The following is a 13,862-nucleotide window of genomic DNA, read 5'->3' as shown; positions in this document are numbered from 1 at the left end:
CGTCCTCATTAGAAGGGGGCGCTGTGCTAGGATTCCCCGCTCGAACACGGCCCGCTGGCCGTTCATAAGAAAGATTTCGTGAGTAGCCATGGTCGACAAACTGACGCATCTGAAACAGCTGGAGGCGGAAAGCATCCACATCATCCGCGAGGTGGCCGCCGAGTTCGATAACCCGGTGATGCTGTACTCCATCGGTAAAGACTCCGCCGTGATGCTGCATTTGGCACGCAAGGCCTTCTTCCCCGGCAAGCTGCCGTTCCCGGTGATGCACGTCGACACTCGCTGGAAATTCCAGGAGATGTACGCCTTCCGCGACAAGATGGTTGCCGAGCTGGGCCTGGACCTGATCACCCACGTCAACCCGGATGGCGTGGCGCAGAACATCAACCCGTTCACCCACGGCAGCGCCAAGCACACCGACATCATGAAGACCGAGGGCCTGAAGCAGGCACTGGACAAGCATGGTTTCGACGCCGCCTTCGGTGGTGCCCGTCGCGATGAAGAGAAATCCCGTGCCAAGGAGCGCGTGTACTCGTTCCGCGACAGCAAGCACCGCTGGGACCCGAAGAACCAGCGTCCGGAGCTTTGGAACGTCTACAACGGCAAGGTTAACAAGGGTGAATCCATCCGCGTATTCCCGTTGTCGAACTGGACCGAGCTGGACATCTGGCAGTACATCTACCTGGAAGGCATCCCGATCGTCCCGCTGTACTTCGCCGCCGAGCGTGAAGTCATCGAGAAGAACGGCACCCTGATCATGATCGACGACGAGCGCATCCTCGAACACCTGAGCGATGAAGACAAAGCCCGCATCGTCAAAAAGAAAGTGCGTTTCCGTACCCTAGGTTGCTACCCGTTGACGGGCGCGGTGGAGTCCGAGGCCGAAAGCCTCACGGACATCATTCAGGAAATGCTCCTGACGCGAACTTCCGAGCGCCAGGGCCGTGTCATCGACCACGATGGCGCAGGCTCCATGGAAGACAAAAAACGTCAGGGTTATTTCTAAGGGGTTGTCATGTCGCACGCATCTGATTTGATCAGCGAGGACATCCTCGCTTACCTGGGCCAGCACGAACGTAAAGAGCTGCTGCGCTTTTTGACCTGCGGTAACGTCGACGACGGCAAGAGCACCCTGATCGGGCGCCTGCTGCACGACTCCAAGATGATCTACGAAGATCACCTGGAAGCCATTACCCGCGACTCGAAAAAAGTCGGCACCACCGGTGAAGACATCGACCTGGCGCTGCTGGTCGATGGCCTGCAGGCCGAGCGCGAGCAAGGCATCACCATCGATGTCGCATACCGCTACTTCTCCACCGCCAAGCGCAAATTCATCATCGCCGACACCCCCGGCCATGAGCAGTACACCCGCAACATGGCCACCGGTGCCTCCACCTGTGACCTGGCGATCATCCTGGTCGATGCCCGCTACGGCGTGCAGACCCAGACCCGCCGCCACAGCTTCATCGCCTCGTTGCTGGGCATCAAGCACATCGTCGTCGCCATCAACAAGATGGACCTCAAGGACTTCGACCAGGGCGTGTTCGAGTCGATCAAGGCCGACTACCTGCAGTTCGCCGAAGGCCTGAAGCTCAAGCCGACCAGCATGCACTTCGTGCCGATGTCCGCCTTGAAGGGCGACAACGTGGTGAACAAGTCCGAGCGCTCGCCGTGGTACACCGGCCAGTCGCTGATGGAAATCCTCGAGACCGTGGAAGTGGCGGGCGACCGCAACTTCACCGACCTGCGTTTCCCGGTGCAGTACGTCAACCGTCCGAACCTGAACTTCCGCGGTTTCGCCGGCACCCTGGCCAGCGGCATCGTCAAGAAAGGCGACGAAGTCGTGGTGCTGCCGTCGGGCAAGAGCAGCCGCGTGAAATCCATCGTCACCTTCGAAGGTGAGCTGGAACACGCAGGTCCAGGTCAGGCAGTCACCCTGACCATGGAAGACGAAATCGACATCTCCCGTGGCGACCTGTTGGTTCACGCCGACAACGTGCCGCCGGTGACCGACAGCTTCGAAGCCATGCTCGTATGGATGGCCGAAGAGCCGATGCTGCCGGGCAAGAAATACGACATCAAGCGCGCCACCAGCTACGTGCCGGGCTCCATCGCCAGCATCGTCAACAAGGTCGACGTCAACACCCTGGAAGAAGGCCCGGCCAGCGCGTTGCAGCTGAACGAAATCGGCAAGGTCAAGATCGCGCTCGACGCGCCGATTGCTCTCGACGGTTACGACAGCAACCGCACCACCGGCGCGTTCATCATCATCGACCGCCTGACCAACGGCACCGTCGGCGCCGGCATGATCGTCGCCCAGCCGTTGGCCCATGGCACCAGCACCCACCACGGCAAACTGGCCCACGTTGCCACCGAAGAACGCGCCCAGCGCTTCGGCCAGCAACCGGCCACCGTGTTGTTCAGCGGCTTGTCGGGCGCTGGCAAGAGCACCCTGGCCTATGCGGTTGAGCGCAAGCTGTTCGACCTGGGTCGTGCGGTGTTCGTGCTCGATGGCCAGAACCTGCGTCACGACCTGAACAAAGGTCTGCCACAGGATCGCGCCGGGCGCACCGAGAACTGGCGTCGTGCCGCACACGTGGCGCGTCAGTTCAACGAAGCCGGCCTGCTGACCCTGGCGGCGTTCGTTGCACCGAGTGCCGAAGGTCGTGAACAGGCGCGGGAACTGATCGGCAAGGAACGTCTGCTGACGGTCTACGTCCAGGCTTCGCCAACAGTCTGTGCCGAGCGTGACCCGCAAGGCCTGTACGCGGCGGCCGGGGATAACATCCCGGGCGAATCCTTCCCGTACGACGTGCCGCTGGATGCCGACCTGGTGATCGACACCCAGTCCGTGTCGCTGGAAGAGGGCGTGAAGCAAGTGCTGGATCTGCTGCGTAAACGCGGCGCGATCTAAGCCTTAGCCAGAAATGAAAAACCCGCCGATGAGTGATCATCGGCGGGTTTTTTATTGAGACCTACTCGGTCAACTGTGGGAGCTAGCCTGCTGGCGATTACGGTGAATCAGTCAACAGATCTGCTGAATGTGAAACCGCTATCGCCAGCAGGCTAGCTCCCACAGGAGATCAGTGTCGGTTCGGATATTCGTGGTGCATCTGCCCCAGGAGCACATCCTTGTCTTCCCACAACTGGTTGATCCAGCCTTGGAACTGCAATCGATACTCACCATCCTGGTCATAGTTCTTGCCAATGAACTGCGGCGGAATCTTCAGCTCCTCAAAGTGCACCACCACATCCGTCACATTCCCGCACAACAAATCCCAAAAACCGGGACGCCCGGCCGGGTAGTGGATGGTCACGTTGACGATGGATTCCAGTTGCTCACCCATCGCGTCCAGCACGAACGCAATGCCACCAGCCTTGGGTTTGAGCAAATAACGGAACGGCGATTTCTGCTGGGCATGCTTGCCTTCGGTGAAGCGCGTGCCCTCGACGAAATTGAAGATGCCCACCGGGTTATCGCGAAATTTCGCGCAGGTCTTGCGCGTGGTTTCCAGGTCCTTGCCTTTCTTCTCAGGGTGCTTTTCCAGATAGGCCTTGGAGTAGCGCTTCATGAACGGAAAGCCCAGCGCCCACCACGCCAGGCCAATCACCGGTACCCAGATCAGCTCTTGCTTGAGAAAGAACTTCAGCGGCTGGATACGCCGATTGAGCACGTATTGCAGCACCAGGATGTCGACCCAGCTTTGGTGGTTGCTGGTGACCAGGTACGAGTGTTGATAGTCGAGGCCCTGCAGGCCGCTGACGTGCCAGCGGGTGCGCCGGACCAGGTTCATCCAGCCCTTGTTGACGCTGATCCAGGCCTCATGGGTATGGCTCATCAGCCATTGGGCAATGCGTTGGGTGAGCGCGAACGGCAACACCTTGAACAGCGCCACACAGAACAGGAACGAGCACAGCAAAATCGTGTTCAACGCCAACAGCAGCGCGGCGATTACTCCGCGTAAGAACGCGGGCAGGAAATCCAGCATTTACACATCCATAGGTCGGTTGGCAGCTTGAATCGCCGTCAGGGCGATGGTGTAGACGATGTCGTCGACCTGCGCGCCGCGCGGCAAATCGTTCACCGGTTTGCGCAGGCCTTGCAGCATCGGCCCGAGGCTGACGCAGTCGGCGCTGCGCTGCACGGCTTTGTGCGTGGTGTTGCCGGTGTTCAGGTCGGGGAACACGAACACCGTGGCGCGACCGGCCACCTGGCTGTTCGGCGCCAGTTGCCGGGCCACGGTTTCGTTGGCGGCGGCGTCATACTGCAATGGACCGTCGATCAGCAGCGAGTGTTGCTGCTCATGGGCGAGCAATGTCGCTTCGCGGACCTTCTCGACTTCCTCGCCGCTGGCCGACTCACCGCTGGAATAGCTGATCATCGCCACCCGCGGGGTGATGCCGAACGCGGCCGCCGAGTCGGCGCTTTGCAGGGCAATCTCGGCCAGTTCGCTGGCGCTCGGGTGCGGGTTCATCACGCAGTCGCCGTAGACCAGCACTTCTTCGGGAAACAGCATGAAGAACACCGACGACACCAGGGTGCAGCCCGGCGCGGTCTTGATCAGCTGCAGGGCCGGGCGAATGGTATTGGCGGTGGAGTGAATGACCCCGGACACCAGGCCGTCCACTTCATCCAGCGCCAGCATCATGGTGCCGATCACCACGGTGTCTTCCAGCTGCTGCTCGGCCATCGGTGCGTTGAGGCTTTTGGTTTTGCGCAGGGCCACCATCGGCTCGATGTAGCGCTCGCGGATCAGGTCCGGGTCGAGGATTTCCAGGCCTGGCGGCAGCTCGATGCCTTGGGCGCGGGCCACGGCTTCGACGTCTGCCGGTTTGGCCAGCAGCACGCAACGGGCAATGCCACGGGCCTGGCAGATGGCGGCGGCCTGGACGGTCAGCGGTTCGCTGCCTTCCGGCAGGACGATGCGCTTGTTGGCGGACTGTGCGCGCTGGATCAATTGGTAACGGAACACCGCTGGCGACAGGCGCATTTCCCGCGGGGTACCACAACGCTGGTGCAGCCAGTTGGCGTCGAGGTGGCTGGCGACGAAATCGGTGATGATCTCCGCGCGCTCGCGGTCGTCGATCGGGATTTCCTTGTTCAGGCCATTGAGCTGGTTGGCGGTGTCGTAGGAGCCGGTGCTCACCGACAACACTGGCAAGCCCGCCTGCAGGGCGCCACGGCACAAGTCCATGATGCGAGGGTCGGGCAGGGTGTCACTGGTCAGCAACAGGCCGGCCAGGGGCACGCCATTCATGGCCGCAAGGCTCACGGCGAGGATGATGTCGTCACGATCGCCGGGGGTCACCACCAGTACGCCGGGCTTGAGCAGCTCCACGGTGTTGCGCATGGTGCGCGCGCAAATGATGATCTTGGTCATGCGCCGGGTTTCGTAATCGCCGGCGTTGAGCACCTGGGCGCCCATCAGGTCCGCCACGTCTCGCGTGCGCGGCGCATTCAGCTCCGGCTGGTACGGGATGCAACCAAGCAGACGGAAGTCGCCACTGCGCAACAGCGGCGAGTGTTCGTTCAGGCGTGCGGCGAAGGCTTCCATGCTTTCGTCGGTCTTGACCTTGTTGAGGATCACGCCGAGGACTTTCGGGTCCTTGGGGCCGCCGAACAATTGCGCCTGCAGTTCGACGCGACCGGACAGTTCGGTCAGTACTTCGTTTTCCGGTGCCGAAACCAGGATCACTTCGGCATCGAGGCTCTTGGCCAGGTGCAGGTTGACCCGTGCGGCATAGCTGGCGCTGCGGGTCGGGACCATGCCCTCGACGATCAACACGTCCTTTCCGATGGCGGCCTGCTGATAAAGGGTGATGATTTCTTCGAGCAGCTCATCGAGCTGGCCATCGCCAAGCATGCGCTCGACATGGGCCAGGCCCAAGGGTTGTGGCGGCTTCAGGCCGTGGGTGCGCGCCACCAGTTCGGTGGAGCGCTCGGGTCCGGTGTCGCCCGGATGGGGCTGGGCAATCGGCTTGAAAAAGCCGACCTTGAGGCCGGCCCGCTCGAGGGTGCGTACCAGCCCGAGGCTGATGGAGGTCAGGCCCACGCCAAAATCGGTGGGTGCGATAAAAAAAGTTTGCATGCGGATTCTCTAGAGGTGCATGGCAGTGGTGATCATCTATATCTGACGATCTACCGAAATTCAGTCGCCAAGGTTATCGCTAACCGAGCCCTGTGCGCACCAACCGCAGTCAAAGCGCTGGCCTATTTTTTCAAGGCGTTGCGCAGGGTCCAGGACCCAGGCCCGGGATTGCCAAGGTGGCTGGTGCCGCAGGTGCTGGGTGTGGCCGCAGGAAAGCTCGACCACCCAGTGGCCGTCTTCATCCTGATGAAAGCCCGTGATCGTTGAATCCCGTCTGTCCGGGTTGTGTTCGCTTTCGGGCGATTGCTTCGCTAAACTGGGTCTTTCAATATTCTTATGCAAAAGGTCTCGCCCCATGCTGATCGCCGCCAATAAGGCTGTCTCCATCGACTATACCCTGACCAACGACGCTGGTGAGGTCATCGACAGCTCAGCCGGCGGCGCGCCGCTGGTCTACCTGCAAGGCGCAGGCAACATCATCCCGGGCCTGGAAAAAGCCCTGGAAGGCAAAGCAGTCGGCGACGAGCTGACCGTGGCCGTTGAACCGGAGGATGCCTACGGCGAGTACGCTGCCGAACTGGTCAGCACCCTGAGCCGCAGCATGTTCGAAGGCGTTGATGAGCTGGAAGTGGGCATGCAGTTCCACGCTTCCGCTCCGGACGGCCAGATGCAGATCGTGACCATCCGCGATCTGGACGGCGACGACGTCACCGTAGACGGCAACCACCCGTTGGCGGGTCAGCGCCTGAACTTCCAGGTCAAGATCATCAACATCCGTGATGCCAGCCAGGAAGAAATCGCCCATGGTCACGTCCATGGCGAAGGTGGCCATCACCACTGATTTCTGCGCTAAGCTCAGATAGCTGGAGAGGCGCCCCGAGGGCGCCTTTTTAGTCTGCGGCTGTTCCAGGCGACACCACCAAGTGGCTGTTTCGAGAAGAACACGGGAATCTGGAGTACGTCATGAGTGCTTTTCACGAACTTAATTTGACAGCCCTGGATGGTCAGGCGCTCCCTCTGGCCCCTTTCAAGGGGCACGTCGTGCTGGTGGTCAACGTGGCCTCCAAATGCGGCTTGACCCCGCAGTACGCGGCGCTGGAAAACCTCTACCAGCAATACAAAGGCAAGGGTTTCAGCGTGCTGGGCCTGCCGTGCAACCAGTTTGCCGGGCAGGAACCAGGTACCGAGCAGGAAATAAAGGACTTCTGCAACCTCAACTATGGCGTGACCTTTCCGTTGTCCAGCAAGCTGGAAGTCAACGGTCACGAGCGTCATCAGTTGTACAAGCTGCTGGCGGGCGAGGGCGCGGAGTTCCCCGGCGACATTACCTGGAACTTCGAGAAATTCCTGCTGGGTAAAGACGGTCGTGTGCTGGCGCGGTTCTCGCCACGTACGGCGCCGGATGATCCGAGTGTGGTTCAGGCGATCGAAAAAGCCCTGGCCTGATACCCCCCCTGTAGGAGCGAGCTTGCTCGCGATGGTCGTTAACGATAACGCTGCCAGCCTGACACCCAGCAGCGTTCTCAGGTTCATCGCGAGCAAGCTCGCTCCTACAGTGTTCCCTCCTTCTGACCCTTAATCACGCTGATCAATAATGCTGTTCAAGGCGTCGGACTCTCCATATTATCGCCGTCATAAAGTCATTCTTCCGTGGAGCGTCCAAATGCCCGTTAAAGCCCTGTTCAAACCGTTCCACCTCGGCACCCTCGAACTGCCGACCCGTGTGGTCATGGCGCCGATGACCCGTTCGTTTTCGCCGGGCGGCGTACCCAATTCCAAAGTGATCGAGTACTACCGTCGTCGCGCCGCCGCCGGCGTGGGCTTGATCATCACCGAAGGCACCACAGTCGGGCATAAGGCTTCGAACGGCTACCCGAACGTTCCGCATTTCTACGGTGAAGCGGCCCTGGCCGGCTGGAAGAAAGTCGTCGATGCGGTTCACGCCGAGGGCGGCAAGATCGTTCCGCAACTGTGGCATGTCGGCAGCGTGCGTCGCATCGGCACCGAGCCGGACGCCAGCGTGCCAGGTTACGGTCCATCGGAAAAAGTGAAGGACGGCCAGGTCGTGGTTCACGGCATGACCAAACAGGACATTCAGGACGTGATTGCCGCGTTCGCCCAAGCGGCGAAGGATGCCCAGAGCATTGGCATGGACGGCGTGGAAATCCACGGTGCCCACGGTTACCTGGTCGACCAGTTCTTCTGGGAAGGCAGCAACCAGCGCTCCGACGAATACGGCGGCAGCCTGGCCAACCGCTCGCGTTTCGCCATCGAATTGATCCAGGCGGTACGTGCCGCGGTGGGCGAAGGCTTCCCGATCATCTTCCGCTTCTCCCAGTGGAAGCAGCAGGACTACACCGCGCGCCTGGTGCAGACGCCAGAGGCCTTGGGCGATTTCCTCAAGCCCTTGGCCGACGCTGGCGTGGATATTTTCCACTGCTCGACACGCCGTTTCTGGGAGCCGGAGTTCGACGGTTCCGAACTGAACCTGGCAGGCTGGACGCGCAAACTCACCGGCAAGCCGACCATCACCGTGGGCAGCGTTGGCCTGGACGGCGAGTTCCTGCAGTTCATGGTCAACACCGACAAGGTGGCGCAGCCGGCCAGCCTGGAAAAACTGCTGGAGCGTCTGAATAACGACGAGTTCGATCTGGTGGCGGTGGGGCGTGCGCTGTTGGTGGACCCGGACTGGGCACAGAAAGTGCGTGACGGTCGCGAGGAAGACATCCTGCCGTTCAGCCGTGAAGCGTTGATGACGCTGGTTTAAGTCGAGTCCGTAAGGGCCCCATCGCCAGCAGGCTGGCTCCCACATGGTTTCTGTGGTGTACACAGAACCTGTGGGAGCCAGCCTGCTGGCGATGACTGACCCAATGTCACCCTAGGCTCAGGGCAAGGTCGGTGCATTCGGCACCACCACCTCCCCAACACAAGCCCCTCGCAACTGCCCCTCGAACTGTTCAATGATCGCCGCCCAACCCTGGCGACTCGCATGCTGGCGCGCATTGAGCCGCAGACAACGCAAGTTTTCGCGCTTCTCCAGCAACCACACCGCGGCATCGCAAAACGCCTCCTCATCCCCCGGCATCGCCAGCACACCGTTGTAGCCATGGCGAATATGCTGCGCCGCTGCTGCCTGGTCGTAAGCCACAACCCCCAGTCCCGAAGCAAGCGCCTCTAACACTACATTGCCGAAGGTTTCGGTCAGGCTCGGAAACACAAACACATCCCCCGACGCATAATGACTGGCCAGGGCTTCGCCTCGTTGTGCCCCACAGAAAATCGCTTCCGGTAATTCGCTTTCCATCTGCAGACGCTGCGGGCCATCGCCCACCACAATCAGCTTCAAGGTGCGCTGTGGATAAGTAGCCTTGAGCGTGTCGAAACAGCGTTTGAGCAACCCGAGGTTTTTCTCCGCAGCCAACCGTCCTACATGGATGACGGCGATGTCTTTTTCCCCCAGCCCCCATTGATCACGCAGCGCATTCAAGCGTTTGGCCGGGTGAAACAACTGGCTGTCGACCCCGCGGGACAGCAACGCCAGGCGCTCGAAATGCCGACGTTCCAGCTCCATGCGCTGGCTGACACTGGGCACCAGCGTCAGGTTCGAGCGATTGTGGAACCAGCGCAGGTAGTGGGTCAGCAGGCGAGACAGCAAGCTGAAGCCGTACTGGCTGGAGTACTGCTGGAAGTTGGTGTGAAAGCCGCTGACCACCGAGATGCCCAGGCGTCGTGCGGCGCGCAAGGCCGACAGGCCGAGCGGTCCTTCGGTGGCGATATACAGCACATCCGGGCGATGGCGCTTCCAGCGCCGCAGCAGCTTGTGCATCGACGACTGCCCCCATTGCAGCCCGGGATAGCCCGGCAGTGGCCAGCCTCGGCACAGCAGCAACTCATCGTCGCTGCTCGCCGATTGATCGCAACCCTGGCGAGGTCGCACCAGTTCCACCTGATGCCCGCGCGCGCGCAAACCGTCGCACAGGCGCCCAAGGGTGTTGGCCACGCCATTGATTTCCGGAGGGAAGGTTTCGGTGATCAGGGTGATATGCAGAGCTGTCGTCATGACCTCAGTGTGGCCTGAGGCCATGTCGGCGTTGTGACGACAGGATGATGGATTTGTGACCGACTCAGCGCTGGGTCACCAGATTCTCCGCCCCACGCTCACGCACCCAGAACAAGGTCGCCCCGGCCACAGCCGCCGGCATCATCAGGATATTCACCACCGGAATCAGCAGCACCAGGTAGACGATCCCGCCAAAGCTCATGCTTTGCCAGCGCTTCTGGCGTAGCCAAGCAAGCATCTCGTTCCAGCCGAGCTTGTGGTTGTCCGCCGGGTAGTCGATGTACTGGATCGCCATCATCCACACCCCGAACAGCAGCCACAGCGGCGCCGCAATGATGTTCACCACCGGGATGAACGACAGGATGAACAGCCCGAGCGCCCGGGGCAGGAAGTAACCGAGCTTGCGCATTTCCCGGGCCAGGGTGCGCGGGATCATGGCGATCAGCTCGCCCCAGCTGAAGGCCGGGAAGTCGTCCGTGCCACGCACCACCACTTCGACCTTTTCCGCCAGGAAGCCGTTGAACGGCGCGGCGATGACGTTGGCGAGCATGGTGAAGGTGAAGAACACCATCAACACCACCAGCACCACGAACAACGGCCACAGCACATAGTTGAGGAAGCTTAGCCAGTCGGGCAGGGATGGCATCAGCGTATCGACCCACAGGCTGAACTGATGGCCGGCCAGATAGATCAATCCGACGAACAGCACCAGGTTGATCACCAGTGGCAGTAATACAAAAAGGCGCAGGCTGGGGCTGAGCACCAGTTTCAGGCCTTCACGCAGGTATTGCGGGCCGGACAGTACAGGGGCGGGCATAGGGTGCTCCGAACAAAGGAAAACGCGCCGACCTTACCGGCTTTGCCTGACCGGCGAAAGCGCGACAGCGACATCGACATTAACTGTAACAAAGGCGTCCCGATCATCACTCAGTAGGTATAGAGACCACCTATGAGCTGGATTGTTAAACGGTATTTCCTTAATCTTCGCCCCCTCGATACGCTGCACCCAACTTTTTACAGGACTGTCGAGTTCAAGCCTTCCCCAAGTGCTTTCAATGGTCCTTTTTTATTCCCGCCGGTCATCCGGCGTTCCGCGCCAGGTATTCCGGGCCGGTCAACAGGAGCAGGTCATGTCTGAAGTCCGTCATTCGCGAGTGATTATTCTCGGTTCCGGCCCTGCCGGTTACAGCGCCGCCGTCTATGCCGCCCGTGCCAACCTCAAGCCACTCTTGATCACCGGCATGCAGGCCGGCGGTCAATTGACCACCACCACCGAAGTCGACAACTGGCCGGGCGACGTCCATGGCCTGACCGGCCCGGCGCTGATGGAGCGGATGCGCGAGCACGCCGAGCGCTTTGAAACCGAGATCGTGTTCGATCACATCAATGCCGTGGATTTCGCTGCCAAGCCGTACACCCTGACCGGCGACAGCGCGACCTACACCTGCGACGCCCTGATCATCGCCACCGGCGCCAGCGCTCGTTACCTGGGCCTGCCATCGGAAGAAGCATTCATGGGCAAAGGCGTTTCGGCCTGCGCGACCTGCGACGGTTTCTTCTACCGCAACAAGCCAGTGGCCGTGGTCGGTGGCGGCAACACCGCTGTCGAAGAGGCACTGTACCTGGCCAACATCGCCAGCACCGTGACCCTGATCCACCGTCGCGAAACCTTCCGCGCCGAGAAGATCCTGATCGACAAGCTCAATGCCCGCGTGGCTGAAGGCAAGATCATCCTGAAGTTGAACGCGAACCTGGACGAAGTCCTGGGCGACAACATGGGCGTGACCGGTGCCCGCCTGAAGAACAACGACGGCAGCTTCGACGAGATCAAAGTCGACGGCGTGTTCATCGCCATCGGCCACACCCCGAACACTTCGTTGTTCGAAGGCCAGTTGACCCTGAAAGACGGTTACCTGGTGGTGCATGGCGGCCGTGACGGCAACGCCACTGCGACCAACCTCGAAGGCATCTTCGCCGCCGGCGACGTGGCCGACCACGTCTACCGCCAGGCGATCACCTCCGCTGGCGCCGGTTGCATGGCGGCACTGGATGCCGAGCGTTACCTGGACAATCTGCAGAACGCTTGATTCTGCGTTGGTAAAAAAAACCGGCTTCGGCCGGTTTTTTTCTGTCTGCAATTCATGCCTGAATGCTATCCCCTGTGGGAGCGGGCTTGCTCGCGAAGCCGGTGTGACAGTTGATAAACAGGTTGCCTGACACGACGCCTTCGCGAGCAAGCCCGCTCCCACAGGGGTTTTGTGTTCAGGTCAGTTTGGTGAGGCACGCCTCAAGGATGTCCAGGCCTTCCTCCAGCACCGAAGATTCGGTGGTCAATGGCGCCAGCAAGCGAATGATGTGGCGCGACTTGCCGCTGGGCATCAGCAACAAACCGGCGTCCCGGGCCAGGGCCAGCAGTTGCGTCAACTGAGCTGAAGCCGGTGTGCCGTCAGCGTTGGCCAGTTCAATGCCGCGCATCGCGCCAACGCCGGTCAGGCGGCCAAGGAACGGTGACAGATTACGATCGCGCCAGCTTTCGTAGCGACTGACAATCGCTTCTTCCTGTTGCGAACCCCAGGCCTGCAGATTGGCGTCAGTCATTTCGTCCAGGGTCGCCAGCGCAGCAGCGCAAGCGATAGGGTTGCCGGAATAGGTGCCGCCGAGCCCGCCCTTGGGCAAGTTATCCAGCAGCGCCTTGCGCCCGACCACCGCACCCAGCGGCACACCGCCGGCGATGCTCTTGCCCAGCAGGATCAGGTCCGGTTCGATGCCCAGTCGCGAGAATGCAAAGCGCTGGCCAGTGCGGCCGAAGCCGGACTGGATTTCATCGGCAATCAGCACAATGCCTTTTTCGTCGCAGAACTTGCGCAATGCCTGGGCGAACTCGACATCCATGGCCAGGAAGCCCGCTTCGCCCTGCACCGGTTCGACGATGAAGCAGGCCACGTCCGCAACATCGATCTCGACGCTGAACAGGCGCTCCATGGCTTTCAGGGCCTCGGCACAGGTCACGCCGTTGTCCCGGCTGGGGAACGGCAGGTGATACACCGGCCCGGGCAACACCCCGACTTTCTGTTTGTAGGGCGCCACCTTGCCGTTGAGGTTGAGGGTGGCCAGCGTTCTGCCGTGGAATGCCCCATCAAAGGCAATCACGGCCGTACGCCCGGTCGCGCCACGGACGATCTTCAGCGCATTCTCCGCCGCTTCGGCGCCACTGTTGGTGAGCATGCCGCTGACCGGGTAATCGACCGGGATAAAGGCGCTGAGGCGGTCCATCAGGTCGATGTAGGGCGTATGGGGCGCGGCGTTGAAGGCGTAGTGGGTCAGCCGGGTGGCCTGTTCGCGGATGGCATCGACGATGCGCGGATGGCAATGGCCGAGGTTCAGCACGCCAATGCCGCCGACGAAGTCGATGTAGCGCTTGCCATCGGTGTCCCAGACCTCGGCGTTTTTGCCGTGGCTGAGGGTGACAGGGTGAACGATGTTGATCGACTGGCTGATGGTTTCACTGCGCATGGGGGACCGGCTCGGAAGAAGGAGGACTTCTTTTTATCTAAGCCGTGAGCAGCGGTGGCGGGCAAACGAAATAAAGTGAGCGGGTTAATCTTAAAAGTCGGGATGTGTTGAACATTCCAAAAACAGACGCAGAACCTGTAGGAGCTGGCTTGCCAGCGAAGGGGCCCTTGAATTTGGCATCACCCCTCAGGACGCCTTCG

At 60.9% G+C, this 13,862-nt stretch carries 12 protein-coding genes and 1 pseudogene; 7 read left to right on the top strand and 6 right to left on the bottom strand.

Features of this window, described 5'->3' with window-relative positions:
- Positions 1 to 88 precede the first annotated feature (88 nt).
- Together cysD and cysN are read left to right on the top strand one after the other, a co-directional pair.
- A complete protein-coding gene (gene cysD, locus SOP85_RS02900) occupies positions 89 to 1,006 on the top strand; it encodes a sulfate adenylyltransferase subunit CysD (protein WP_007970286.1) in 918 nt (305 codons plus the stop codon).
- Positions 1,007 to 1,015: 9 nt separating this feature from the next.
- Positions 1,016 to 2,914 (top strand): sulfate adenylyltransferase subunit CysN, encoded by a 1,899-nt coding sequence (gene cysN / locus SOP85_RS02895; protein WP_274073997.1) that lies wholly within the window; start codon positions 1,016 to 1,018, stop codon positions 2,912 to 2,914.
- Positions 2,915 to 3,083: 169 nt separating this feature from the next.
- On the opposite strand, the gene SOP85_RS02890 is transcribed toward cysN, so the two are convergent.
- From SOP85_RS02890 to SOP85_RS02880, 3 genes are read right to left on the bottom strand one after another with little or no spacing between them, the layout of a single operon-like run.
- Positions 3,084 to 3,989 (bottom strand): acyltransferase, encoded by a 906-nt coding sequence (locus SOP85_RS02890; RefSeq protein ID WP_323626020.1) that lies wholly within the window; start codon positions 3,987 to 3,989, stop codon positions 3,084 to 3,086.
- Positions 3,990 to 6,089 (bottom strand): phosphate acetyltransferase, encoded by a 2,100-nt coding sequence (gene pta / locus SOP85_RS02885; RefSeq protein WP_323605568.1) that lies wholly within the window; start codon positions 6,087 to 6,089, stop codon positions 3,990 to 3,992.
- Between the two features lie 60 nt (positions 6,090 to 6,149).
- Complete coding sequence (locus tag SOP85_RS02880; RefSeq protein WP_274073995.1) at positions 6,150 to 6,476, bottom strand: DUF3565 domain-containing protein; 327 nt, start codon at positions 6,474 to 6,476, stop codon at positions 6,150 to 6,152.
- Here SOP85_RS02880 and SOP85_RS02875 point away from each other — a divergent pair.
- The 4 genes and pseudogenes from SOP85_RS02875 (at position 6,445) to SOP85_RS02860 (ending at position 8,856) form a co-directional block, all read left to right on the top strand.
- Positions 6,445 to 6,930: an FKBP-type peptidyl-prolyl cis-trans isomerase gene (locus SOP85_RS02875; RefSeq protein WP_008054392.1), complete on the top strand. Its 486-nt coding sequence runs from the start codon at positions 6,445 to 6,447 to the stop codon at positions 6,928 to 6,930. The genes SOP85_RS02880 and SOP85_RS02875 overlap by 32 nt on opposite strands.
- Before the next feature lie 122 nt (positions 6,931 to 7,052).
- Positions 7,053 to 7,535: a glutathione peroxidase gene (locus SOP85_RS02870; protein WP_274073994.1), complete on the top strand. Its 483-nt coding sequence runs from the start codon at positions 7,053 to 7,055 to the stop codon at positions 7,533 to 7,535.
- A 31-nt stretch (positions 7,536 to 7,566) separates the two neighbouring features.
- Positions 7,567 to 7,650 (top strand): annotated as a pseudogene (locus tag SOP85_RS02865) (YqgE/AlgH family protein); the annotation flags it as partial.
- 102 nt (positions 7,651 to 7,752) lie between these two features.
- A complete protein-coding gene (locus SOP85_RS02860; protein ID WP_274073993.1) occupies positions 7,753 to 8,856 on the top strand; it encodes an NADH:flavin oxidoreductase in 1,104 nt (367 codons plus the stop codon).
- Positions 8,857 to 8,973: 117 nt separating this feature from the next.
- Here the strand turns inward: SOP85_RS02860 and SOP85_RS02855 are convergent, their stop codons facing one another.
- The gene (locus SOP85_RS02855) at positions 8,974 to 10,173 is read right to left on the bottom strand and encodes a glycosyltransferase family 4 protein (RefSeq protein ID WP_274073992.1); all 1,200 of its coding nucleotides are present in this window, start codon (positions 10,171 to 10,173) and stop codon (positions 8,974 to 8,976) included.
- Positions 10,174 to 10,213: 40 nt separating this feature from the next.
- Entirely contained in the window at positions 10,214 to 10,966 is a 753-nt protein-coding gene (gene cysZ / locus SOP85_RS02850; protein WP_323605572.1) for a sulfate transporter CysZ, read from the bottom strand.
- 313 nt (positions 10,967 to 11,279) lie between these two features.
- Between cysZ and trxB the strand changes: the two genes are divergently transcribed.
- Positions 11,280 to 12,236 carry a thioredoxin-disulfide reductase gene (trxB, locus tag SOP85_RS02845; RefSeq protein WP_274073990.1) on the top strand — a complete coding sequence of 319 codons (957 nt, stop codon included), beginning with the start codon at positions 11,280 to 11,282 and terminating at the stop codon, positions 12,234 to 12,236.
- 175 nt (positions 12,237 to 12,411) lie between these two features.
- Here the strand turns inward: trxB and SOP85_RS02840 are convergent, their stop codons facing one another.
- On the bottom strand, positions 12,412 to 13,662 hold the full coding sequence (locus tag SOP85_RS02840) for a 2-aminoadipate transaminase (RefSeq protein WP_323626019.1): 1,251 nt from the start codon (positions 13,660 to 13,662) through the stop codon (positions 12,412 to 12,414).
- Positions 13,663 to 13,862 lie beyond the last annotated feature (200 nt).

It is taken from the genome of Pseudomonas sp. YuFO20 (assembly GCF_035064975.1).
GTDB classification, from domain to species: Bacteria; Pseudomonadota; Gammaproteobacteria; order Pseudomonadales; family Pseudomonadaceae; genus Aquipseudomonas; species Aquipseudomonas putida_AE.
Note: the sequence above shows the minus strand (reverse complement) of the source record. Positions and strands in the feature narration are given on the sequence as shown.